The sequence below is a fragment of the Conexibacter arvalis genome (assembly GCF_014199525.1).
In the GTDB taxonomy this organism is placed as follows: domain Bacteria; phylum Actinomycetota; class Thermoleophilia; order Solirubrobacterales; family Solirubrobacteraceae; genus Conexibacter; species Conexibacter arvalis.
This window is the reverse complement of sequence record NZ_JACHNU010000002.1, coordinates 581,273-601,699: the sequence shown is the minus strand read 5'-3', so window position 1 is coordinate 601,699 and position 20,427 is coordinate 581,273. Positions and strand designations below refer to the sequence as shown.

Annotated in this window: 22 protein-coding genes; 15 read left to right on the top strand and 7 right to left on the bottom strand. The window is 72.1% G+C overall.

Going from position 1 to position 20,427, the window contains the following annotated elements; translation table 11 throughout:
- Positions 1-132: 132 nt before the first annotated feature.
- Positions 133-591: a hypothetical protein gene (locus BDZ31_RS11415; protein WP_183342099.1), complete on the bottom strand. Its 459-nt coding sequence runs from the start codon at positions 589-591 to the stop codon at positions 133-135.
- A 286-nt stretch (positions 592-877) separates the two neighbouring features.
- Here BDZ31_RS11415 and BDZ31_RS11410 point away from each other — a divergent pair, with 286 nt between their 5' ends.
- The 5 genes from BDZ31_RS11410 to BDZ31_RS11390 all read left to right on the top strand — a co-directional run bounded on the left by BDZ31_RS11410 (position 878) and on the right by BDZ31_RS11390 (position 6,167).
- Positions 878-1,660 (top strand): enoyl-CoA hydratase-related protein, encoded by a 783-nt coding sequence (locus BDZ31_RS11410; RefSeq protein ID WP_183342097.1) that lies wholly within the window; start codon positions 878-880, stop codon positions 1,658-1,660.
- Positions 1,645-3,222, top strand: a complete 1,578-nt coding sequence (locus BDZ31_RS11405; protein ID WP_183342095.1) for a carboxyl transferase domain-containing protein — start codon at positions 1,645-1,647, stop codon at positions 3,220-3,222. Before BDZ31_RS11410 ends, BDZ31_RS11405 begins: the two co-directional genes overlap by 16 nt.
- Positions 3,222-4,160, top strand: coding sequence for a beta-keto acid cleavage family enzyme (locus BDZ31_RS11400; RefSeq protein ID WP_183342093.1), 939 nt, complete (start codon positions 3,222-3,224; stop codon positions 4,158-4,160). The genes BDZ31_RS11405 and BDZ31_RS11400 overlap by 1 nt, the downstream gene beginning before the upstream one ends.
- Entirely contained in the window at positions 4,157-5,410 is a 1,254-nt protein-coding gene (locus BDZ31_RS11395; protein WP_183342091.1) for a CaiB/BaiF CoA transferase family protein, read from the top strand. The genes BDZ31_RS11400 and BDZ31_RS11395 overlap by 4 nt, the downstream gene beginning before the upstream one ends.
- 64 nt (positions 5,411-5,474) lie before the next feature.
- Complete coding sequence (locus BDZ31_RS11390; protein WP_183342089.1) at positions 5,475-6,167, top strand: MerR family transcriptional regulator; 693 nt, start codon at positions 5,475-5,477, stop codon at positions 6,165-6,167.
- 83 nt (positions 6,168-6,250) lie between these two features.
- On the opposite strand, the gene BDZ31_RS11385 is transcribed toward BDZ31_RS11390, so the two are convergent.
- Positions 6,251-7,186, bottom strand: a complete 936-nt coding sequence (locus BDZ31_RS11385) for a DUF2804 family protein (RefSeq protein WP_183342088.1) — start codon at positions 7,184-7,186, stop codon at positions 6,251-6,253.
- Positions 7,187-7,259: 73 nt separating this feature from the next.
- Between BDZ31_RS11385 and BDZ31_RS11380 the strand changes: the two genes are divergently transcribed.
- From BDZ31_RS11380 to BDZ31_RS11355, 6 genes are read left to right on the top strand one after another with little or no spacing between them, the layout of a single operon-like run.
- Positions 7,260-8,096 carry a nitrilase-related carbon-nitrogen hydrolase gene (locus BDZ31_RS11380; protein ID WP_183342086.1) on the top strand — a complete coding sequence of 279 codons (837 nt, stop codon included), beginning with the start codon at positions 7,260-7,262 and terminating at the stop codon, positions 8,094-8,096.
- Positions 8,096-8,704: a TetR/AcrR family transcriptional regulator gene (locus tag BDZ31_RS11375; protein WP_183342084.1), complete on the top strand. Its 609-nt coding sequence runs from the start codon at positions 8,096-8,098 to the stop codon at positions 8,702-8,704. Before BDZ31_RS11380 ends, BDZ31_RS11375 begins: the two co-directional genes overlap by 1 nt.
- Positions 8,705-8,731: 27 nt before the next feature.
- On the top strand, positions 8,732-8,881 hold the full coding sequence (locus tag BDZ31_RS11370) for a hypothetical protein (protein WP_183342082.1): 150 nt from the start codon (positions 8,732-8,734) through the stop codon (positions 8,879-8,881).
- Positions 8,878-9,144, top strand: coding sequence for a hypothetical protein (locus BDZ31_RS11365; RefSeq protein ID WP_183342080.1), 267 nt, complete (start codon positions 8,878-8,880; stop codon positions 9,142-9,144). The genes BDZ31_RS11370 and BDZ31_RS11365 overlap by 4 nt, the downstream gene beginning before the upstream one ends.
- The gene (locus BDZ31_RS11360; RefSeq protein ID WP_183342078.1) at positions 9,134-9,595 is read left to right on the top strand and encodes a phage holin family protein; all 462 of its coding nucleotides are present in this window, start codon (positions 9,134-9,136) and stop codon (positions 9,593-9,595) included. The genes BDZ31_RS11365 and BDZ31_RS11360 overlap by 11 nt, the downstream gene beginning before the upstream one ends.
- The gene (locus tag BDZ31_RS11355) at positions 9,595-9,840 is read left to right on the top strand and encodes a DUF3618 domain-containing protein (protein WP_246344911.1); all 246 of its coding nucleotides are present in this window, start codon (positions 9,595-9,597) and stop codon (positions 9,838-9,840) included. The genes BDZ31_RS11360 and BDZ31_RS11355 overlap by 1 nt, the downstream gene beginning before the upstream one ends.
- Before the next feature lie 16 nt (positions 9,841-9,856).
- Here BDZ31_RS11355 and BDZ31_RS11350 read toward each other — a convergent pair whose 3' ends face one another.
- Both BDZ31_RS11350 and BDZ31_RS11345 read right to left on the bottom strand, forming a co-directional pair.
- The gene (locus BDZ31_RS11350) at positions 9,857-10,060 is read right to left on the bottom strand and encodes a hypothetical protein (RefSeq protein WP_183342076.1); all 204 of its coding nucleotides are present in this window, start codon (positions 10,058-10,060) and stop codon (positions 9,857-9,859) included.
- A 167-nt stretch (positions 10,061-10,227) separates the two neighbouring features.
- The gene (locus tag BDZ31_RS11345; protein WP_183342074.1) at positions 10,228-11,085 is read right to left on the bottom strand and encodes a DegV family protein; all 858 of its coding nucleotides are present in this window, start codon (positions 11,083-11,085) and stop codon (positions 10,228-10,230) included.
- A gap of 34 nt (positions 11,086-11,119) precedes the next feature.
- Between BDZ31_RS11345 and BDZ31_RS11340 the strand changes: the two genes are divergently transcribed.
- Together BDZ31_RS11340 and BDZ31_RS11335 are read left to right on the top strand one after the other, a co-directional pair.
- Positions 11,120-11,410 carry a glutathione S-transferase N-terminal domain-containing protein gene (locus BDZ31_RS11340; RefSeq protein WP_183342072.1) on the top strand — a complete coding sequence of 97 codons (291 nt, stop codon included), beginning with the start codon at positions 11,120-11,122 and terminating at the stop codon, positions 11,408-11,410.
- A gap of 38 nt (positions 11,411-11,448) precedes the next feature.
- Positions 11,449-13,146: a hypothetical protein gene (locus BDZ31_RS11335; RefSeq protein ID WP_183342070.1), complete on the top strand. Its 1,698-nt coding sequence runs from the start codon at positions 11,449-11,451 to the stop codon at positions 13,144-13,146.
- A gap of 9 nt (positions 13,147-13,155) precedes the next feature.
- Here BDZ31_RS11335 and grxD read toward each other — a convergent pair whose 3' ends face one another.
- Positions 13,156-13,554 carry a Grx4 family monothiol glutaredoxin gene (grxD, locus tag BDZ31_RS11330; RefSeq protein WP_183342068.1) on the bottom strand — a complete coding sequence of 133 codons (399 nt, stop codon included), beginning with the start codon at positions 13,552-13,554 and terminating at the stop codon, positions 13,156-13,158.
- Positions 13,551-13,787 (bottom strand): BolA family protein, encoded by a 237-nt coding sequence (locus tag BDZ31_RS11325; RefSeq protein WP_183342067.1) that lies wholly within the window; start codon positions 13,785-13,787, stop codon positions 13,551-13,553. Before BDZ31_RS11325 ends, grxD begins: the two co-directional genes overlap by 4 nt.
- Positions 13,788-13,900: 113 nt before the next feature.
- On the opposite strand from BDZ31_RS11325, the gene BDZ31_RS11320 reads away from it, so the two are divergent.
- Both BDZ31_RS11320 and BDZ31_RS11315 read left to right on the top strand, forming a co-directional pair.
- Positions 13,901-14,254 (top strand): HesB/IscA family protein, encoded by a 354-nt coding sequence (locus BDZ31_RS11320; protein WP_183342065.1) that lies wholly within the window; start codon positions 13,901-13,903, stop codon positions 14,252-14,254.
- Between the two features lie 165 nt (positions 14,255-14,419).
- Entirely contained in the window at positions 14,420-16,813 is a 2,394-nt protein-coding gene (locus tag BDZ31_RS11315; RefSeq protein ID WP_183342062.1) for a flippase-like domain-containing protein, read from the top strand.
- Positions 16,814-16,828: 15 nt separating this feature from the next.
- On the opposite strand, the gene BDZ31_RS11310 is transcribed toward BDZ31_RS11315, so the two are convergent.
- Positions 16,829-20,398, bottom strand: coding sequence for a methionine synthase (locus tag BDZ31_RS11310; protein WP_183342060.1), 3,570 nt, complete (start codon positions 20,396-20,398; stop codon positions 16,829-16,831).
- Between the last annotated feature and the right edge of the window lie 29 nt (positions 20,399-20,427).

Sequence of the window (20,427 nt, the reverse complement as noted above, 5' to 3'; positions counted from 1 at the left end):
AAGTGAACAGTAGGACTTCCTACTTCCGACTGCGCCGATCCTCGCCGACCGGGCCCCGAAACGCAAGCGGCCCGGTCGCGCCAGCATGGCGCGACCGGGCCGCGAGCCTTCAGTGCGACCGAGCTGGGGGTCTCAGCGCACGGTGAAGGAGCGAATCGGGCTCTGGACGTGGCAGCCCTTCACACGGCAGTCGATGTGGAAGACCTGCCAGTAGTACTTGCCCGGCGCCTGCATGAACCAGGTCGGGAAGCTGTACGCCTCGGGCTTGTAGACGAAGCCGAACTTGCCCTTCCGTCTCATGCTCGCGAAGGTGCCCACTCTCGTGCGCTTGAGATCGCCGCGCTTGTCGCGCTTCTTCGATCTCGAGATCGTGATGTAGACGCTGTACTTGCGCGAGTTCGGGTCGGTGTCGCGGGCCTTGAAGACCGGCTGGGAGCCTCTGGCGAGGACCTTTCCGTTGCCGGGAGCGAGCAGCTTGGGACGCGCGGCGTCGGCGGCCTGGGCGCCGGCGAGCAGCGCGCTGCTCGTGAGCACGGCGGCGAGCAGCGCGAGGACGATCGCGCGGCCGCGCGTGCTGATTCCTGCCTCCAAAGGAGGTACCTCCTGGGATTTTGTTGGGACGAACGACGGCCGCCCCACACCGCGACGGTGCCGCGCCGCGACCGGCGCGTAGCCCCCTGGCAGGGGAGGACGACCACGCCCTGCCATGCCCGCGCGCCATACCTCTTCAAACCTCCCAGGTCCGAACAAGCGCGATCGCGCCAGCCCGGCTCTGGCGTGACGGCCGCCGCGGGCCCTGCCGGCTTGCGGCTTGACCGCTCGCGCGCCGACCGGCAGAGTTGGAAGTGAAACGTCCTACTTCTCACAGGAAGGCCGCGTGCCCTACGCCACTCTCCGCTACGACGTCGCCGACGGCGTGGCGACGATCGCGCTCGACCAGCCCGACACCCGCAACGCGCTCTCCGACGAGCTGCTCGACGACCTGCTCGCGGCCTTCGCCGCCGCGCGCGACGACGACGCCGTGCGCGTCGTCGTGCTGACCTCGACGCACGAGAGAGTGTTCTCGGCCGGCGGCAACCTCGGCGGCTTCGCCGCGGACCTCCCGCTCGTCCACAAGCATGCCGCGATCGACCGCTTCCCGCGGCTGTTTCAGCTGATCGGCCAGCTCGGCAAGCCGACGCTCTGCGCCGCCAACGGGCACGTGCTGGCCGGCGCGCTGGGACTCGCGCTGGCGTGCGACCTGATCGTCGCCAGGGAGGGGGTCCGCTTCGGCACGCCCGAGATCAACGTCGGCGTCTTCCCCTTCATGATCATGGCGCTGATCTACCGCAACGTCGGCCGCAAGAAGACCAACGAGCTGCTGCTGCTGGGCGAGCAGATCGACGCCCGCGAGGCCGAGCGGATCGGGATCGTCAACCGCGTCGTGCCGGCCGGCGAGTTCGACGGCTTCGTCGCCGACTGGGCCGCGAAGCTGGCGAAGAAGACGCCGGTGCTGATGCGGATGGGCAAGGACGCGATGTACCGCCAGCAGGACATGGCCTTCGAGGAGGCGCTCGACTTCCTGCGCGCGCAGCTGGCGCTCGCCTTCGCGACCGACGACATCCAGGAGGGCGTCAGGGCCTTCTTCGAGAGACGGGAGCCGCAGTGGACCGGTCGGTGACCAACCCGCCGAGCATCCTCCGCCCGCTGGTCGAGGAGCTGCACGCGCGCCGCGCGAGGGCGGCGCTCGGCGGCGGCGAGGCGAAGATCGCCAAGCAGCACGAGCAGGGCAAGCTGACCGCGCGCGAGCGGCTGGAGCTGCTGATCGACGAGGGGACCTTCACCGAGCTGGGGATCCACGCCGGCATCCACTTCTCGGTCCGCGGGCTGGAGGGCAAGGAGGCGCCGGCCGACGGCGTCATCACCGGCTACGGCAAGGTCGACGGCCGCATGGTCGCCGTCTGCGCCTACGACTTCACCGTGATGGCCGGCTCGATGGGGATGACCGGCGAGATCAAGGTGACGCGCCTGCGCGAGCTGGCGCTCTCCAAGCGGATCCCGTTCATCTGGCTGCTCGACTCGGCCGGCGCGCGGATCCAGGAGGCGGTCGGCTCGCTGTTCGCCGGCTCGGGCTACCTCTTCCGCGAGGAGGTCGTGATGAGCGGCGTGATCCCGCAGATCGCCGCGCTGATGGGCCCCTGCGCCGCCGGGACCGCCTACATCCCCGGCCTCGCCGACTTCGTCCCGATGGTGAAGGGGCGCGGCTCGATGGCGCTCGCCGGCCCGCACCTCGTGCGCGCGGCGGTCGGCGAGGAGGTGACGCAGGAGGAGCTGGGCGGCTCGCGCGTCCACTGCCGCAAGTCGGGCGTCGGCGACCTCGAGGTCAAGGACGACGAGGAGTGCATCGCGCGCATCAAGCAGTACCTCTCCTACATGCCGCAGCACTGCGAGGCGCCGCTGCCGCGCACGGCGACCGACGACCCGGTCGACCGGATGGACGACGAGCTGCTCGACGTGCTGCCGGACTCCAACCGCAAGCCGTACGACATGTACGAGGTGATCCGGCGGATCGTCGACCACGGCGAGTGGTTCGACATGAAGCCGCAGTGGGCGAAGACGATCATCACCTGCTTCGCGCGCTTCGGCGGGCGGCCGGTCGGGATCGTCGCCAACCAGCCCAAGCAGCTCGGCGGCATCCTCGACAACGACTCGGCCGACAAGGCGGCGCGGTTCGTCAACCTCTGCAACGCCTACGGGATCCCGCTCGTCTTCCTGCAGGACGTGCCGGGCTTCATGGTCGGCACGAGAGTCGAGGCGGCCGGCATCATCCGCCACGGCGCGAAGATGCTCTACGCGGTCGCCAACGCGACCGTGCCGAAGATCACCGTGATCGTGCGCAAGGCCTACGGCGCCGGCTACTACGTGATGAACGGCAAGGCGTACGAGCCCGACCTGATCGTCGCCTGGCCGAGCGCCGAGATCAGCGTGATGGGCGCCGAGGGCGCAGTCGAGATCGTGATGCGCAGAGCGGTCGAGGCGGCCGAGGACCCGGCCGCCAAGAGAGCCGAGCTGGTCGAGGCCTACCGCAGAATCATCGACGTCTACATCGCCGCCAAGAACGGCATGATCGACGACGTGATCGACCCGCGCGAGACCCGCCCGGTGATCGTCAGAGCGCTGGAGATGGCGGAGGGCAAGAAGGTCGAACGTCCGTGGAAGCGACATGGGGTGGTGCCTGTCTGATGAGCCTCGAAGATCCCGTCATCGTCACCTGCTCGATCTCGGGCGCGATCGCCAACCGGGACCAGTGCCCGGCGATCCCGTACACGCCCGAGGAGTACGCGGCGGAGGCGCGCCGCGCCGTCGACGAGGGCGCGTCGATGATCCACATCCACGCGCGCACGCCCGACGGCGTCCCCTCCTACGAGGTCGAGGACTTCCGCGCGATCACCGAGGCGATCCTCGCCGAGGTCGGCGACGTCGTCGTCAACTTCTCGACCGGCGCCGTCGGCGTCCCGCTCGAGAAGCGGATCGCCTACCTGCGCGCGCTCAAGCCCGACGTCGCCGCGCTCAACATGGGCTCGATGAACTACGCGAAGTACTCGAGAAGACGCAGGGACTTCGTCTTCCACACCGTCTTCGAGAACAGCTTCGAGACGATCATCACCCTGCTGAAGGCGATGAACGAGGAGGGGATCAAGCCCGAGCACGAGTGCTTCGACACCGGCCACATCGCCAACCTCGACCCGCTGCTCGACATGGGGATCCTCGAAGAGCCACTGCAGATCTCGTGCGTGATGGGCGTGACCGGCGGCATCCGCCCGACGGCGCGCAACCTCGCCCACATGGCCGAGAACGTGCCCGGCGGCCCCGACGGGCCGAACGAGTGGGGCGTGATCGGGATCTCGCGCGACCAGTGGACGCTGATCGCCACGGCGCTGACGCTCGGCGGCAACGTGCGCGCCGGGCTGGAGGACAACTTCTACCTGCCCGACGGCACGATGGCCCGCTCCAACGGCGACCTGATCGCGCAGGCGGCGCGGATGGCACGGGACGTCGGCCGCCGCGTCGCGACCGTCGCGGAGGCGCGGGAGATGCTGCGGATTCCTCGCCGAGAGGCTCGGGATGCGCCGGAAGAGCTCGCCCAGGGGGCTCGCTCTTCCGCGGAGGCCGCTCGATGACCGGGGCTGCGCAGGGCGCCGGGCCGCTCGCCGGCCTCAGGGTCCTCGACCTGTCGCGTCTGCTCCCCGGCCCGTTCTGCTCGCTGCTGCTCGCCGACCTCGGCGCCGAGGTGCTGAAGGTCGAGGACACCGGCATGGGCGACTACGTGCGCTGGTCGCCGCCGTACGTCGAGGGGGTGGAGGAGAGCGCGAGATCGGCGCTCTTCCTCGCGCTCAACCGCAACAAGCGCTCGATCCGCGTCGATCTCAAGTCGGAGGCGGGGCGCGAGGTGCTGCTGCGGCTGGTGCGCGACAGCGACGTGCTGCTGGAGTCGTTCCGCCCCGGCGTGCTCGACCGGCTCGGGGTCGGATACGACCGGCTCAGGCAGGAGAATCCCGCACTCGTGTACTGCGCGATCAGCGGATATGGGCAGGACGGCCCGTATCGGGACCGTGCCGGCCACGACATGAACTACCTCGGCCTGAACGGCCTGCTCGCGCTGACCGGCGAGGCCGGCGGCCCGCCGGTGCAGGCCTCGGCGCAGATCGCCGACGTCGGCGGCGGGGCGCTGATGGCGGCGGTCGGCATCCTCGCCGCGCTGCGCGAGCGCGAGCGCTCGGGGGAGGGGCAGGCGGTCGACATCTCGATGACCGACGGGGCGCTGTCGTGGCTGGCGATGGTCGCCGCCCAGCAGCTCAACGACCCGGCCGGCGCGCCGCTGCGGCGCGGCCGGCTGCCGCTGTCGGGCGGGCTGCTCTGCTACCGCCCGTACGCCTGCGCCGACGGCTGGGTGACGCTCGGCGCGCTGGAACCGAAGTTCTGGCAGGCGTGGTGCCGCGGCGTCGGGCGCGAGGACCTGATCGAGCGGCAGTTCGAGGGGCCGGGCTCCGACGCCCATGCGGAGGTCGAGCGGATCTTCGCCGCCCGCACGCGCGCCGAGTGGGAGGCGTTCGCGGCCGCGCACGACTGCTGCCTGGAGCCGCTGCTGGAGCTGGAGGAGGCGCTCGACTCCGAGCTGGTGCGCGCGCGCGAGATGGTCGTCGCGCTCGACCAGCCGGGGGCCGCCGAGCCGGTCCGCCTGCTCGGCCTGCCGATCAAGCTCAGCCGCACCCCGGGCGACCCGGCGCGGGCGCCCGGCCCGGCGCTCGGCGGCGACACCGACGCGGTGCTCGCCACGGCCGGCTACTCGGAGTCCGAGATCGCGGCGCTGAAGGAGTCGGGCGCGGTCGCCGGACCGGCCGCCGGCCGTCAGGGGTCGTTCCTTGGCTGACGCCGCGCCCGCACCCGATCGCGCCGCCGCGGGCCCGACGCCGCGCGCGAGCGGCATGCTGAAGATGAGCCAGCTGGCCGAACGCTCCGGCGTCTCTGCCGGCACGATCAAGCACTACCTGCGCGAGGGGCTGCTCGGCGACCAGGCCGACGTCGTGCGCACCAGTCGCAACATGGCCTACTACCCGCCCGACTTCGTCGACCGGATCAGGCTGATCAAGCGGCTGCAGGAGGAGCGCTTCATGCCGCTGCGGGTGATTCGCGACGCGCTCCGCGACGATCCCGAGCGGCTCGAGGCGCTGATCGAGCTGGAGGACCGCATCATCGAGCGCGCGACCGCCCAGGGCGAGCAGACGCGCACCTCGCGCGCGGAGGTCGACGAGCGCTACGGCGTCCCCGCCAACGTGCTCGAGCGGATGGAGGAGATCGGCGTGCTGACGCCGACCGCACGCGGCTACGACGCCGACGACGTCGCGATCGTCGAGGCGATCTCGCGCTTCCGCGCCGGCGGCTTCGAGGAGGCGATCGGCTTCACCGTCTACGACACGATCCGCTACCGCGAGGCGCTCCAGCCGCTGGTCGAGGAGGAGGTCGGCGTCCTGCTCCACCGCCTCGCCAACCGCGTCGACCCCGATCGCGCCGTCGAGATCGTCGCCTCCGGCGCCGAGCCGCTGCGCGAGCTGATCGGCGCCCTCCACTCCAAGCTCCTGCTCGCCGAGCTCCGCCGCCAGCGCGACGAGCGCCGCGAGCAGCGCTGATCCCACACCCCTGCTGCCACCACTCGTATGAGGGCAGGTCTGTGGGTCTCAGGGACCTGCAAACCTGCGCTCTTCACGTGCGCTCACCACACAGCGCTGTGCTGCTCCATCACGCCGAAGCCCTCGGCGAGCTGGATGCCGCCGGGGAGCGCGCCGCCGAAGGTGCCGAACGGCTGGCGATAGGAGCTGCGCACGAGCAGCATGTTCTCGCGCCGCTCGCGCACCGCCTCGGTGGCGAAGCGCAGGTCGCCGCCGTCGGCCGGCGTCGAGACGGCCGAGAGGTCGGCGGCGAAGACGGCCGGGGCCGCCTCGACCGGCGCGCCGTCGAGCCAGACGGTCCGCTCGCTGCCGCCGGCGGCGGCGTCGTGGACGCCGTCGACGAGGTTCCATGCGGCGGTGCGGCCGTCGGCGGTGCGGCCGACGCCCGCGCTCCAGCGCCAGTCGGTGCGGCGGGCGTGCCAGCCGGCGCTGTCGTCGACGACCGCGAGCGCGTCGAGCGCGTGGACGGCGTCGCCGATCCGCACCGTCCCGTGCGCCGGGACGCCGCCCTGCTTGCGCGTCCAGATCAGCGAGCGGCCGTGCGGCGAGATCGTCTCCACGCCGTCGACCTCCTCGACCAGGAGGTCGATCTCGATCTCCAGCCGGCCGGCGCGGTCGGAGACGCGGACGCGGCCCGGCCGCTCCATGCTCAGCTCGACGCCGCCGCGCGACAGGCGCGTGCGCTCGTGCAGCCGCCGCGCCTCGCGCTCCCACACGGCCCAGAACGCCTGGTGCGCGACGCCGACGCGCGCGAGCCCGACGCACAGCATCAGCTCGGGCCCGTAGACGCCGACGTAGCGCCAGCGCTTGAGCGGCCGTGCGCCACGCCGCAGCGGCATCCGCGCCGGCGGCAGCGGGAGGGCGGCGAGCGCGGCGGGGCGCGCGGCGCCGAAGCGGCCGCGGTAGGGGCCGACGGGAGCGGCGCCGGGACCGGCCGAAGCGGGCGCGGATGCTGCTCGTTCGTCGGTCGAAGACGCCATCTCGCTGCGGTATCCTTCGGCTTCCGGGATTGACTGACCAGTCAATCTGTACTGCCTTGGAGGATCACCACCCGTGCGCGTCGCGGCGATCCAGATGAACTCTACTGACGACCGCGACCGAAACCTCGCAGTCGCCGACCGCCTCGTCCGCGCCGCCGCGGCCGACGGCGCCGCGCTGGTCGTCCTGCCCGAGAAGTGGAGCGTGCTCGGCACGCCCGAGCAGCTCGCCGACGGGGCCGAGCCGCTCGACGGCCCCGCGATCTCGTGGGCGTGCGCGACCGCCCGCGAGCTGGGGATCGACCTCGTCGCCGGCTCGATCGTCGAGCGGGTCGAAGGTCGCGAGAAGCGCTCGAACACGAGCGTCCACGTCGGCCCCGACGGCGAGATCCGCGCGACCTACCGCAAGGTCCACCTGTTCGACGTCGAGGTCGGCGGGCGGGTCTACCGCGAGTCCGACGGCGAGGAGCCGGGGGAGCAGCTCGTCTGCAGCGAGCTGACCGCCGGCGGCGAGCCCGTGAGCCTTGGGATGGGCATCTGCTACGACCTGCGCTTCCCGGAGCTGTTCCGGATCCTCGCGCTGCGCGGCGCGCAGGTCGTCACGCTGCCGTCGGCCTTCACGCTCGCGACGACCCGCGACCACTGGGAGGTGCTGCTGCGGGCGCGCGCGATCGAGAACCAGTGCTTCATGGTCGCGCCCAACCAGATCGGCGTCTCGCCGCCCGGCAACCGCTCCGGCGGCCGCTCGCTGATCGTCGACCCGTGGGGCCTCGTGCTCGCGACGGCGCCCGACGCCGAGACGCACGTCGCCGCCGAGCTCGACCTCGCGCGGCTGGCCGAGATCCGCGCGAGACTGCCGTCGCTCGCGAACCGCCGGCCGGGGGCGTACGCGTGGCCGAAGGCGGCTCTCTGATGGCGCGCACGCAGCCGGCCGTCGACAAGCGGCGCCTGATCCTCGACGCGGCCGTCCGCGTCTTCGCCCGCCAGGGCTTCCACACCTGCCGCGTCTCCGACATCGCCGACGAGGCGAGAGTCGCCTACGGCCTCGTCTACCACTACTTCAAGAGCAAGGACGAGATCCTCGACACGCTCTTCCTCGAGCGCTGGGACATCCTCCTGCGCGCGATCGCCGAGGTCGACGCGCAGGAGCTGCCGCCGAGGGAGAAGCTGCACGCGATCGCGTCGTTCATCGTCGACTCCTACCGCCACGACCCCGACCTGATGAAGGTGATCATCGTCGAGGTGACGCGCGCGGCCAACACCTTCGGCCGCACGCACCTGCCGCAGATCCGCCAGGCGTACGTCCAGATCGGCGCGATCGTGGAGAGGGCGCAGCGGGCCGGGACCTTCCGCGACGACGTCACGCCGGACTTCGCCGCGTTGGCCTTCTATGGCGCCGTCGAGCAGGTTCTGACAGGCTGGATCTTCTCGTTGCTCCCGGTCGGCGATCGGGAATACGAGGATGCCAAGACCCTCATCGTCGAGACGATCTGCGGTGGCTTGGAGCGCGTCGAGGGTTAGCGCGAAGCCGCCGGGAGCTCTGATTGAATGCCCGAGATCATGAGAGAAAGCGAACTCGTCAAGCGGCTGATCTGGTCCGGCCTGCTCGCCGGCATCGGCGCGCTCGCCAGCATCGCCACGCAGCGCCTGGCGACGTTCGTGTGGGTGCGCGCCTTCGGTGAGGAGCCGCCCGAGTGAGCCGGGATCCCGGCGTTCCGCTCGGCTCCGGCCCCGAGGAGGGGGCCGCCGACGCCGAGCCGACGACCGTGACCCCGCCGCCGGCGCCGCCGGCAGGCGAGGCGGCCCCGCCGCCGATCGCCCCGCCGGCGCCGCCGGCCTCCGCCGCGGCCCCGCCGCTGGCGATCCCCGGACTGCCCCTCGACAGACCGGAGCTGCACGTCGGCGCCGCCTTCCTCGGCGGCGTGGTGCTGGCTCAGGTCCTCAAGCGTTTTGCCCGCTGACGATCAGACACCCAAGAACATCGCCCAGGCGATCACCGAGGTCTCCGAGAAGGCCTCCCTCCTCGTGCGCGAGGAGATCGAGCTGGCGAAGGCGGAGATCAGCGCCAGAGTCACGAAGCTCATCCGCGGCGCGGTCGTCGGCATCGCCGCCGGCATCTTCGTCGTCGTCGGCCTGCTGTTCCTGCTCCACGGCGCAGCCTGGTTCGCCTGGCAGCTGACCGACACGAAGACCTCGTACTGGCTCGGCTTCCTGATCGTCGCCGTGATCCTCTTCCTGCTCGGCGCGCTCGCCGGCGCGCTCGCCTACAAGGCGATGAAGGCCGGCTCGCCGCCGATGCCGGAGATGGCGATCGACGAGGCGAAGAAGATCCGCGAGACGGTCTCCGGCCCCGACGGCGCTCCGTCGCCCGCCGGCCCGTCCGTCGCCCAGGCCGTCAGAGGGGTCTCCTGATGTCGACTCGCACGCCCGAGCAGATCCGCGCCTCGATCGAGCAGAACCGCAAGGAGCTCGGCGCCTCGCTGGAGGTCCTGCGAGACCACGTCGAGGAGCTGACCGACTGGCGCAGACAGCTGGCGGCGAGGCAGAGAGAGGCGATCATCGCCGCCGCGGTCGCCGGCTTCGTGCTCGGCGGCGGGATCGCGGCCGTCGGCGGGATCGTCTTCGGCGGCCGCCGCAAGAAGAAGCGCCGCCGCTGACGCGGCAGCGCCGGCGCTAACGCGGCAAGGTCGCCGCGAACCGCTTCGGAGCGGCGCCCCGGGTGGGCGCCGTTTCGCGTTTCGGGGACCCCAGCGGAGCGCGGGCCCGGCGTCGGTGCTCGGCGCGATCGGAGCGGCCGGCGGCCGCGGCGATCGCGACCGCGAAGGTCGCAATGGCGAGCCACACGGTCAGCCCGATGGCGATGGCGATCAGCTCCATACCCCGTTCTCCCTCCGTCTCCCGTTCCCCGACACGGCCGCTGCGCCCCCGCTGCGGACCGGACTGCTTCGTGCACGATCGCTGCCCGTGACCGACAGCCCGGAAACGTGAACCTTCCAGACCGGTTCGGTGCGGGCGGCGGCGGACCTGCGCGGCAACGCGCCGCCTCACCCGAGATGGCGCAGCGGAATCGCTCCGACGCCGAGCAGGCCCGGGCCGACGTGCGTGCCGATCACCGGTCCGACCTCGGAGACGAAGACCGGGTCGGTCCCGAATATCTCGCGCCCCCGCTCGACCAGCCTCGCGCACTCGTCGGGCGCCTGGATGTGCTGGATCACCCAGCCGTCGGCGCCGTCGTCGCGGCGGCTGCGCAGGTAGTCGACCATCCGCTCGAAGGCCCGCCCCGACGTGCGCACGCGCTCGACCGGCGTGATCTCCGACTCGACCGTCAGGATCGGCTTGATCCGCAGCGCCGAGCCGAGCCACGCCTGCGCGGCCGCGATCCGGCCGCCGCGGCGGAGGTACTCGAGCGTGTCGATCGCGAACCACATCTTCAGCGCCGCGCGCGCCTCGCGGGCGTGCGCGACGACCTCCTTGGCGCCGGTGCCGCGCGCCGCGGCCGCGTGCGCGGCGAGCACCATCAGGCCCTCGCCGCCGCAGGCGCTGCCCGAGTCGAGCACGTGCACGCGCTCCTTGCGCTCGCCGAGCTGCTCGCGCGCCTGCTGCGCCGCCGCGACCGTCCCCGACATCCCGCCGGAGAGATGGATCGAGACGACGTCGCGCCCGCTGTCCAGCAGCGGCTCGTAGACGGCCATGAAGTCCCCGATCGACGGCTGCGAGGTCGTCGGCAGGACCGATGCCCTGCCGAGGTGCTCGTAGTAGGCGTCGAAGTCGGGCAGGTCTGCCTCCCGGTCCTCCCGCCCATCCCAGTGGACGTAGAGGCTGACTTCGTGGATCCCGCGGGCGGCGACCAGCTGCCGCGGCAGGTAGTGGCAGGTGTCGGTGACGATTGCGACCGGTGCCATGGCGCGGCACCCTAGTCGATTCACCCCGAGAAGCGTGCAATTCGTCACACTTCGAGCGGGGCACACCCTGTATCGCTGTCCCACGCCGACCGACCTGCTCTGCCCATGCGGCCGCGTCGCGCGGGCGCTGCGCCGCGCCGGCGTCGCCTACGAGGAGGTGCGCGTGCCGTACCGCCGGGCGAACCGCGAGATGATCGAGCAGCTGACCGGCCAGCGCCGCGTCCCCGTGCTCGCGCTCGACGGCGGCGAGGCGGTCTGCGACTCGCGCCGGATCGTCGAGCTGATCGACGCCGGCGGCGCGGACGTCGCGCGGCCCACCGGATGATGGAAAGCGGGCGCGCGCCAGGCAGTACAGTCCCGCGCGTGTTCGCTCGCATCCTTGGCCTGACGGTGACGGCGGCCGCCGTCACCGCGCCGGCCGCCGTCGCCGCTGACCCGATCGTGCCGCTCGCGCAGATCCATCGCGGCATGGAGTGCACCGCGCGCACGGTCGTGCAGGGGACGGAGATCACGACCTTCGGCGTCGAGGTGATCGACGTCCTCGACGACGTCAACGGCTCCGGGCCGCGGATCCTCGTGCGCGTCTCCGGCGACGCGGTCGCCGGCAGCGGGATCGCGTCGGGCTTCTCCGGCTCGCCGGTCTATTGCGCCGGCGCCGACGGTGCGGTCGGCAACGCCGGTGCCGTGTCGGCGACGATCGGCCAGTACGGCAACGACGTCGGGCTGGTGACGCCGATCGAGCAGATGCTCGGACTGCCGGCCAAGCCGCCGTCGGGCGCCAAGCGGGCCCCGCGGGCCGTGCGCGCGAGCGTGCGCCCGCTCACCGCGCCGCTGACGGTCGCCGGGCTGTCGCCAGCGCTCGGGCGGCTGCTGGAGCGCTCGGGCCGTGCGCGCGGGCGGGCGCTCGTCGCCGCGCCGGTCGGGCCGCTCGGCAGCTTCGCGCCGCAGGAGCTGGTGCCGGGCGCCGCGATGGGCGCCGCGTACTCGACCGGCGCCGTCGCGGCGAGCGCGATCGGCACCGTCACCTACCGCGACGGGAACGTCGTCTACGGCTTCGGCCACCAGTTCGACGCGGCCGGCCGGCGCTCGCTCGTGCTGCAGGACGCCTACGTCTTCACCGTCGTCGGCCATCCCTTCGACCTCCCGTCGATGACGTCGTACAAGCTGGCGGCGCCCGGCCACGCGCTCGGCACCGTCACCAACGACGCCGCCGCGGCGGTCGTCGGCGCGGTGGGGGAGAGGGCGCCGACGATCCCGGTCGTCGTGAACGTGCGCGACGAGGACCGCGGCAGAACGGTGCGGCAGCGGACCGAGGTCGCCGACGAGGTCGACGTCGGCGACCCGCTCGGCCACGGGCTGCTGCCGGCGATCGCGCCGATCGCCGTCGCCCAGGCGGTCACGACCGCCTTCGAGGGCGCGCCGGCGCGCGAGAGCGGCCGGCTCTGCCTGCGCGTGACGCTGCGCGAGAGCAGAGCGCCGCTGCGCTTCTGCAACCGCTACGTGGTCAACGCCTCCGACACCGAGGGCGTCCCCGGCCTGGCGCTGGCGATGGCGAACGACGTGACGAGCGCGCTCGCCGCGGTCGACGCGACCGACTTCAAGGCCCTCCACGTCACGGGCGTGCAGGCCGACGTGCGGATCGCGCGCGGGCTGCGGCTGGCGACGATCCGCTCGGTGAAGGGCCCGCGCACGGTCCGCCGCGGCGGGAAGGCGCGGCTCACGCTGCGCGTGCGCGAGGTCCGCGGCCCGCTGCGGACCGTCCGGCTGACGGTGCGGATCCCGCGCGACGCGCCGCTTGGGCGCCAGACGCTCAACCTCGCCGGCCGCACGCTCGACGCGGTCGACGGCGGCGAGACGATCACGATCATGATCGGCGGCGAGGACGACACCGCCTCCAGCGGCGGCGCGCAGTCGCTGAGGGAGGTGCGCGCCCGCTTCCTCGCGACGGCCCGCTACGACGGGCTGCGGGCGCGGATCGGGAAGGCGCGCTGGCGCGCCGGGGCCGTCGCCGAGCTGCGGATCGACGGCCGCGGCGCGCTGCCGGTGCGGGTGACGCGCTAGCGCCGGCCGCTAGCCGAGCCGGTTCTCGATCGAGAGCGGCGGCGCCTGGCCGCCCTCGGCGGCCGGCGGCTCGGGCGCCGACGGCTGCTCGACGCCGAGCACCTGGGCCAGCTCGCCGGTCTCGTACATCTCGGCGACGATGTCGGCGCCGCCGATCAGCTCGCCTCTGACGAACAGCTGCGGGATCGTCGGCCAGTTCGACAGCGCCGACAGCTCCTGGCGGATGCGCGGGTCGGGGAGGATGTCGACCGCGGCGAACGGCGCGCCCAGCGTCTGCAGCGCGGCGGCGGTGCGCGCCGAGTAGCCGCACATCGGCTGGTCCGGCGTGCCCTTCATGAACAGGATCACCGGGTTCTCGTCGATCGCCTCTCTGATCGCGTCCCGGAGGGGGTTGGTTTCGTCACTCACGATGAAGTCCTCGCTGGAGCCTTGGTCTGCAGGGAGAGCGCGTGGATGCGGCCGCCGAGCTCGCCCTCGAACACGTCGTAGACGAGCCGGTGCTGCGCGATCCGGCTCATGCCCTCGAACTGAGGGGCGACGACGACGGCCTCGAAGTGGTGCCCGTCGTCGCCCGTGACCTGCGCGGAGGAGCCGGGGATGGCCGTCTCGATACGTTGCTTCAGTTCTTCGCTCGTCGCCATCGCTCAAGGGTAGCGCCGCTCGCGGCCCGTCCGGGGGTCGCTACACTGAATGAAGCGTGGGGGCGATCCCGCCCCTGCGGGCCAGAGCTTTCGGGAACGGCACGGAGAAGCACATGATCACGCTCACCGACAAGGGCGCCGAGAAGGTCCACGAGTTCCTCGCCTCGCAGGGCACGGCCGTCGAGACCGCCGGACTGCGCGTCGGCGTCCGCGGCGGCGGCTGCTCGGGCTTCCAGTACGCGCTCGCGTTCGACCAGGAGCGCGACGGCGACGTCGTCTTCGAGGACAGGGGCATCCGCCTGCTCGTCGACAAGCCGAGCCTGCCGTACGTGCAGGGCTCCGTGATCGACTACGTCGACGAGATGCAGGGAGCCGGCTTCAAGGTCGACAACCCCAACGTCGTCGCGGCCTGCGGCTGCGGCTCCTCCTTCCGCGTCGCGGAGGAGGAAGAGGTCTCCGCCGTCTGAGACGGCGCTCCGGGCGCCGCCTCGCGCGGCGCGCCGGGCGGACGCGGTCGTTTCGCGCGCGCGAACGGGGGAAGACCCGAACGCGTGCCCTCCAGATGAGAGCCACATGAAAGTGGGGGCAACCCCAGCGTGTGGCGCCTGCGGGCGCGATAGCATCCGGGCCCGATGCGCGTAGCCCTGGTCTCACCGTATTCGTGGACCTATCCGGGCGGCGTCACTCGGCACATCGAGGCCCTCGCCGAGACCTTCCTCTCCGAGGGCCACGACGTGCGCGTCCTGGCCCCCTTCGACCCGGACGACCGTCGTGCCCGGATCCTCCACAGAGGCGCTGCCCCCCAGCAGCGCCAGGTCCCCGAGTACCTGATCCCGCTCGGCGGCACGATCGGCTTCAACGCCAACGGCGCGGTCTCCAACCTGATGGCGACGCCGGGCGGGCTGCTGAAGATGCGCCAGGAGCTGCGCGCCGGCGACTTCGACGTCGTCCACCTGCACGAGCCGGTCGCGCCGAGACTGTGCTGGGACGCCTGCGTCAGCACGAACGCGCCGCTGGTCGGCACCTTCCACGCCTACTCGACCAACCGCTTCTCCAACAACGTCGCCAACGCGCTCGGCGCGCGGCGGATGCTCAACCACCTCCACGTCCGCATCGCCGTCTCGGAGGCGGCCGCGTGGACGGCGCGGCGCTTCTTCGGCGGCCGCTACCGGATCATCCCCAACGGCGTGGCGATCCCGGAGTCCGCCGCGCTGCCCGGCGAACCGGCGCTGCAGGCCGCCGCGGCGCTCGGCGTCCCTGACCTCGGCGCGCCGAAGGGGACCGGCGGCAGCCTGCGGATCGCCTTCGTCGGCCAGGCGGTCGAGCGCAAGGGGCTGCCGGTGCTGCTGCGCGCCTTCGAGGCGCTGCGCGAGCACATCCCGGTCGAGCTGACGATCGTCGGCGCCAACCGCGAGGAGGTCGCGCCGCTGCTGCTCGACGACCGCGGGATCACCGTCCTCGGCCGCGTCGACGACGACGAGAAGCGGCGCGTGCTCGAGCGCGCCGACGTGCTGTGCGCGCCGTCGCTCGGCGGCGAGAGCTTCGGGATGGTGCTGACGGAGGCGTTCGCCGCCGGCACGCCGGTCGTCGCCTCCGACATCGCCGGCTACGGCGACGTCGTGCGCGACGGCGTCGACGGCGTGCTCGTGCCGCGCGGCGACGCGACCGCGCTGGCCGAGACGCTGCGCGACCTCTGGCACGAGCCGCAGCGGCTGGCCGCGATGGGCGTCGCCGCCGCCGCCCACGCGCAGCGCTACGCCTGGCCGCGCGTCGCCTCCGAGGTGATCGGCGCCTACGAGGACGCGATCGCCACGCCCGCTCCGCGCACGGTGACGGAGCGGATCGGCGTCCGCGTCGGCCTCCTGCCCGCCGACATGCAGCCGAAGGTCCCCGCGCAGCGGCTGCCGAGCCTCGAGCCGCCGCCACCGGCCGGCACGCGCCGGCCGGCGGTCGCGCTGCTGCGGCGGGCCGTGATGGCGCTGCTCGTGCTGGCGATCGTCGCCGGCTCGGTGCTCGCGATCAGGAGAATCGGCGTCGACCGGGTGATCACCGCGCTGGTCGACTCCAGTCCCGCCTGGGTGCTGGTCGGCCTCGGGATCATGTGCACGTCGATGGCGGCCCGCGCCGTCGCGTGGAGATCGATCCTGACCGCGGCGCTGCCCGACAGCCGCGTGCGCCTGCGCGACTCGATGCAGGGCACCTTCATCGGCGTGCTGATGTCGGCGACGCTGCCGGCCCGCCTCGGCGAGCCGTCGCGCGCGCTGATCGTCGCCCGCCGCACCGGCCGCCCGCGCGAGCATTTCCCGATCGTGCTCGGCACGATCGTCTCCCAGACGCTGCTCAACATCCTCGCGCTCGTGCTGCTCGGGATCGTGACGCTGTCGTCGGTGCGGATCTTCAGGGGGCACCAGGACGCGCTGCTGGTCGCGACGATCGCGCCGCTCGTGCTGCTCGCCGTCGTGCTGATCGCGCCGCCGCTGCTGAGCGCCGGCAAGCATTCGCGCTTCGCGAGGCTGCGCGAGCTGACCGGCCAGGCCCGTCGAGCGCTCGGCCGCGTCCGCGACGGCCTCGCCGTCTTCCGCCAGCCGCGCCTCGGCGCGGTCGCGCTGGTCGCGCAGCTCGGCGCGTGGGTGCTCCAGTGGATCTCCTGCTACGTGCTCCTCGTCGCCTTCGGGCTCGACGACCAGGCCGGGATCGGCGCCGCCGCGGCAGTCCTGTTCGCCGTCAACGTGACGGCGGTGCTGCCGGCGACGCCGTCGAACCTCGGCATCTTCCAGGCCGCCTGCGTCGTCGTGCTCAGCAGCGGCTACGGCGTCTCGCACGCCGACGCGCTCGGCTACGGCATCGTCCTGCAGGCGGTCGAGGTCGCGACCGCCGTGCTGATGGGCATGCCCGCGCTGCTGAAGGAGGGGCTGTCGTGGAAGGACGTCCGCCTGCGCACGATGCAGACCTCGCCGGTCACGCTCCGCGCCCATCCGCGCGAGCGCCGCGGCGGCGCTGGCCAGCGCAGCGCCGCCGAGGCGTAGGCCCGAAAGCGCCGCCTACTCGACGCCGGCCGCGTCCGGCGCGACCTCGGCCTCGACCGCGCCCTCGCGCGGGTCGTCGTCGAGCGCGCCGAGGTCGATCATCGACGGGTCCTTGTCGGTGCCGATGATGATCTCGTCGGGGGCCTTCTCCTTCGGCAGGAAGCCGCTTCTCATGCCGAAGTAGACCGCCTGCGGATGGTGGGCGACGATCGCGACGGTCGACTGCTCCGGCTCGACGGCGTAGCCGCCGGAGAGACGCATGCCGATCGACGGCGCGTCGAGCAGGTCGAAGACCTTCTCGTGCTCGGACTGGTCCGGGCAGGCCGGGTAGCCCCACGAGTAGCGGCGGCCGTCGGTCGGCTCCAGCCCGAGGTCGCTGCGCGCTCTCGCGTGGACCCACTCGGCCATGCCCTCGGCGGTCTGGACGCCGAGGCCGTGGACGAACAGCTGCTCGGCGAACTCGCCGTCGGCCTCCAGTCTCGCCATCAGCTCGGTGACCTCGTCGCCGGCGGTGACGACCTGCAGCGCGCAGACGTCGCGTTCGCCCGAGGAGAGCGGCCGGTACAGGTCGGCGAGGCAGATGCGGTCGTGCTTGGGCTGGCGCGGGAAGACGAGCCGGTGCAGCTCTCTGTCGTGGTCCTTGGGGTCGAAGACGATCAGCTCGTTGCCCTCGCTGTTGCAGGGGAAGTAGCCGAGCTTGGCGCGCGGGTGCAGGTAGGTCTGCTCGCGCCACATCCGCTCCAGCCGGGGCACGAAGTCGTCGCGCAGCAGCTTCTGCCACGCCTCGCCCTTGACGCCGCGGCCGCCCCAGTGGAGCTTGAAGAGGACGTGGGTGTCGAGGTGGTGCCAGACCTCGTCGAGCGGCACCTCGATCTCGCGCACGCCCCACCACGGCGGGGTCGGGACCGGATTGTCGGTGCGGGCGGCCGAGCGGACCGAGTCGTCGGTGACCGGCGGCGCGTCGTCGGGGACGACGACCTTCTCGCGCAGTCTCTTCGCCGAGGCGCGCGTCTTCTCGATCAGCGCGGCGCGGGCCTCGTCGTCGATGATCTGGTCCATCTTCGCGAGGCCCTCGAAGGCGTCCTTGCAGTAGAAGACGCCGGGCTCGTAGACGTCGTCGGACTCTCTGCCGTGCGGGTAGAGGATCCGCAGGCCGAAGTCGCGGTTGATCGCCGCGCCGCCGATCAGCACCGGGAAGTCGAGTCTCTTCTCGTGCAGCTCCTGGACGGCGAGCGGCATCTGCTTGGAGGTCGAGACGAGCAGCGCCGAGAGGCCGATCGCGGTCGCTCTGTGCTCCTGGGCCGCCTCCAGGATCGTCGAGACCGGGACCTGCTTGCCGAGGTCGACGACCGTGTAGCCGTTGTTCGTGAGGATCGTGTTGACGAGCGACTTGCCGATGTCGTGGACGTCGCCGAAGACGGTCGCGACGACGACCGTGCCCTTGGTGTAGCCCTCGATCCGGTCGAGGTATCTCTCCAGCTGCGCGACGGCCTTCTTCATCACCTCGGCGCTCTGCAGCACGAAGGGGAGGATCAGCTCGCCGGCGCCGAACTTGTCGCCGACCTCCTTCATCGCCGGCAGCAGCACGTCGTTGAGCGTCGGGACGGCGCCGATCTTCTCGACCGACTTGTCGATCCACTCCTCGACGCCCTCCTTCTTGCGGCGCAGGATGTGGAAGTGCAGCGCCTCCTCGGGCTCCATCCCGGAGGTCGGGTCGGCCGCCTCGTCGTCGCCCGACTCGCCCTTCTCCTCGAAGTGCTCGATGAAGCGCTGGGTCGCGTCGTCGCGGCGGTTGAAGACGAGGTCGTCGGCCAGCTCGCGCTCGTTCTCCGGGATCTCGGCATACGGCGTGACGTCCTTCGGGTGGACCATCGCGAGGTCGAGCCCGGCCTCCACGCAGTGGTGGAGGAAGACGGAGTTCAGCACCTCGCGGGCCGCTCTGCCGAAGCCGAAGGAGACGTTGGAGACGCCGAGCGAGGTCAGCACGCCGGGCAGCTCGCGCTTGATCGCGCGGATGCCCTCGATCGTCTCGATCGCAGAGGTCTTGAACTCGTCGGCGCCGGTCGCGAGCGTGAAGGTCAGCGCGTCGAAGATCAGCAGGTCGGCGGGGAGGCCGTGCTCCTCGACGACGTAGCCGTGGATCCGCTTGGCGATCTCGAGCTTGCGCTCGGCCGTCTTGCCCATCGACTCCTCGTCGATCGTCAGCGCGATCAGCGCGGCGCCGTGCTCGATGCAGAGCGGCGTGACGAGGTCGAGCTTGTCGCGGCCGGCCTCGAGGTTGACGGAGTTGACGATCGCGCGGCCGGGGATCTGCTCCAGCGCCGCCTGCATCACCTCGGGCTCGGTCGAGTCGACCTGGATCGGCGCCGGCAGCGACAGCGAGACCTTCTTCGCGAGGATCCGCATCTGCTCGGCCTCGTCCTGGCGCTCGGTCAGCGCGACGCAGAGGTCGAGCACGTGGGCGCCGAGCTCGACCTGGTTCTCGGCGATCTGCAGCAGGCCGTCGTAGTCGTCGGCGAGCAGCATCTCCTTGGCGCGGCGCGAGCCCTGCGAGTTGACGCGCTCGCCGACGATCGTCGGGCGCGGCTCCTGCGCCAGCGGCGTGGCGGCGATCATCGAGGAGACATGCTGCGGGCGCGGCGCCGGACGGGGCTCGACGGGGCGGCCCTTGACCGCGTCGGCGATCGCTCTGATGTGGGCGGCGGTCGTGCCGCAGCAGCCGCCGACGATCGAGATGCCGTAGCGCTCGACGAAGTCGGTCAGCGTCGCGGCGAGCGGCTCCGGCTTCTCGGGGAAGATCGTCTCCCCGTCGGGACCCTGGAGCGGCAGGCCGGCGTTCGGGATGCAGTGGACCGGCACGGGCGAGAACTCGCCGAGGAAGCGGATCGCGTCGCGCATGTCCTCGGGGCCGGTCGAGCAGTTGAGGCCGAGCGCGTCGACGCGCAGCGCGGTCAGCGTCGCCAGCACCGAGGAGATGTCGGTGCCGAGCAGCATCTTGCCGCCGTTGGGCAGCAGCGAGACCGAGACCTGGATCGGGATCTGCTTCCCCGTCGTCTTGAACGCCTCGCGCGCGCCGAAGATCGCCGCCTTGACCTCGAGGATGTCCTGCGCGGTCTCGATCATCAGCAGATCGGCGCCGCCCTCGACCAGGCCCTGCGACTGCTCGGCGAAGACCTCGACCAGTCTGCGGAAGGAGATGTTCCCGAGCGTCGGGTCGTCGGAGGCGGGGAGGAAGCCGGTCGGGCCGATCGAGCCGGCGACGTAGCGGTGCTCGCCGGCCGCCTTGCGCGCGATCTCGGCGCCTCTGCGGTTGATCTCCAGCGTGTGGTCGGCGAGGCCCCACTCGTCGAGCTTGAGGCGGGATGCCTGGAAGGTGTCGGTCTCGACGACCTCCGCGCCGGCGTCGAGCATCGTCGCGTGGACGCCCTCGATGACGTCGGGGCGGTGGAGGATCAGCGCCTCGTGGCACTTGCCCTTCAGTCCGCCGTAGTCCTGCTCGGTCAGCTCGAACTGCTCGAGCGTGGCGCCCATGCCCCCATCGAAGACGACGACGCGGGAGCGGATGGCATCGAGGTAGTCGCGCATCGTCCGATCGTACCAGCGACGCGCCCAAC

Excerpts from the sequence above, each read along its gene's own strand:
- BDZ31_RS11400 (WP_183342093.1), top strand. The coding sequence starts at position 3,222 with ATGAGCCTCGAAGATCCCGTCATCGTCACCTGCTCGATCTCGGGCGCG.
- BDZ31_RS11395 (WP_183342091.1), top strand. The coding sequence starts at position 4,157 with ATGACCGGGGCTGCGCAGGGCGCCGGGCCGCTCGCCGGCCTCAGGGTC.
- BDZ31_RS11390 (WP_183342089.1), top strand. The coding sequence starts at position 5,475 with ATGAGCCAGCTGGCCGAACGCTCCGGCGTCTCTGCCGGCACGATCAAG.
- BDZ31_RS11385 (WP_183342088.1), bottom strand. The coding sequence starts at position 7,186 with ATGGCGTCTTCGACCGACGAACGAGCAGCATCCGCGCCCGCTTCGGCC.
- BDZ31_RS11375 (WP_183342084.1), top strand. The coding sequence starts at position 8,096 with ATGGCGCGCACGCAGCCGGCCGTCGACAAGCGGCGCCTGATCCTCGAC.
- BDZ31_RS11370 (WP_183342082.1), top strand. The coding sequence starts at position 8,732 with ATGCCCGAGATCATGAGAGAAAGCGAACTCGTCAAGCGGCTGATCTGG.
- BDZ31_RS11355 (WP_246344911.1), top strand. The coding sequence starts at position 9,595 with ATGTCGACTCGCACGCCCGAGCAGATCCGCGCCTCGATCGAGCAGAAC.
- BDZ31_RS11350 (WP_183342076.1), bottom strand. The coding sequence starts at position 10,060 with ATGGAGCTGATCGCCATCGCCATCGGGCTGACCGTGTGGCTCGCCATT.
- BDZ31_RS11345 (WP_183342074.1), bottom strand. The coding sequence starts at position 11,085 with ATGGCACCGGTCGCAATCGTCACCGACACCTGCCACTACCTGCCGCGG.
- BDZ31_RS11325 (WP_183342067.1), bottom strand. The coding sequence starts at position 13,787 with ATGGCGACGAGCGAAGAACTGAAGCAACGTATCGAGACGGCCATCCCC.
- BDZ31_RS11320 (WP_183342065.1), top strand. The coding sequence starts at position 13,901 with ATGATCACGCTCACCGACAAGGGCGCCGAGAAGGTCCACGAGTTCCTC.
- BDZ31_RS11315 (WP_183342062.1), top strand. The coding sequence starts at position 14,420 with ATGCGCGTAGCCCTGGTCTCACCGTATTCGTGGACCTATCCGGGCGGC.
- BDZ31_RS11310 (WP_183342060.1), bottom strand. The coding sequence starts at position 20,398 with ATGCGCGACTACCTCGATGCCATCCGCTCCCGCGTCGTCGTCTTCGAT.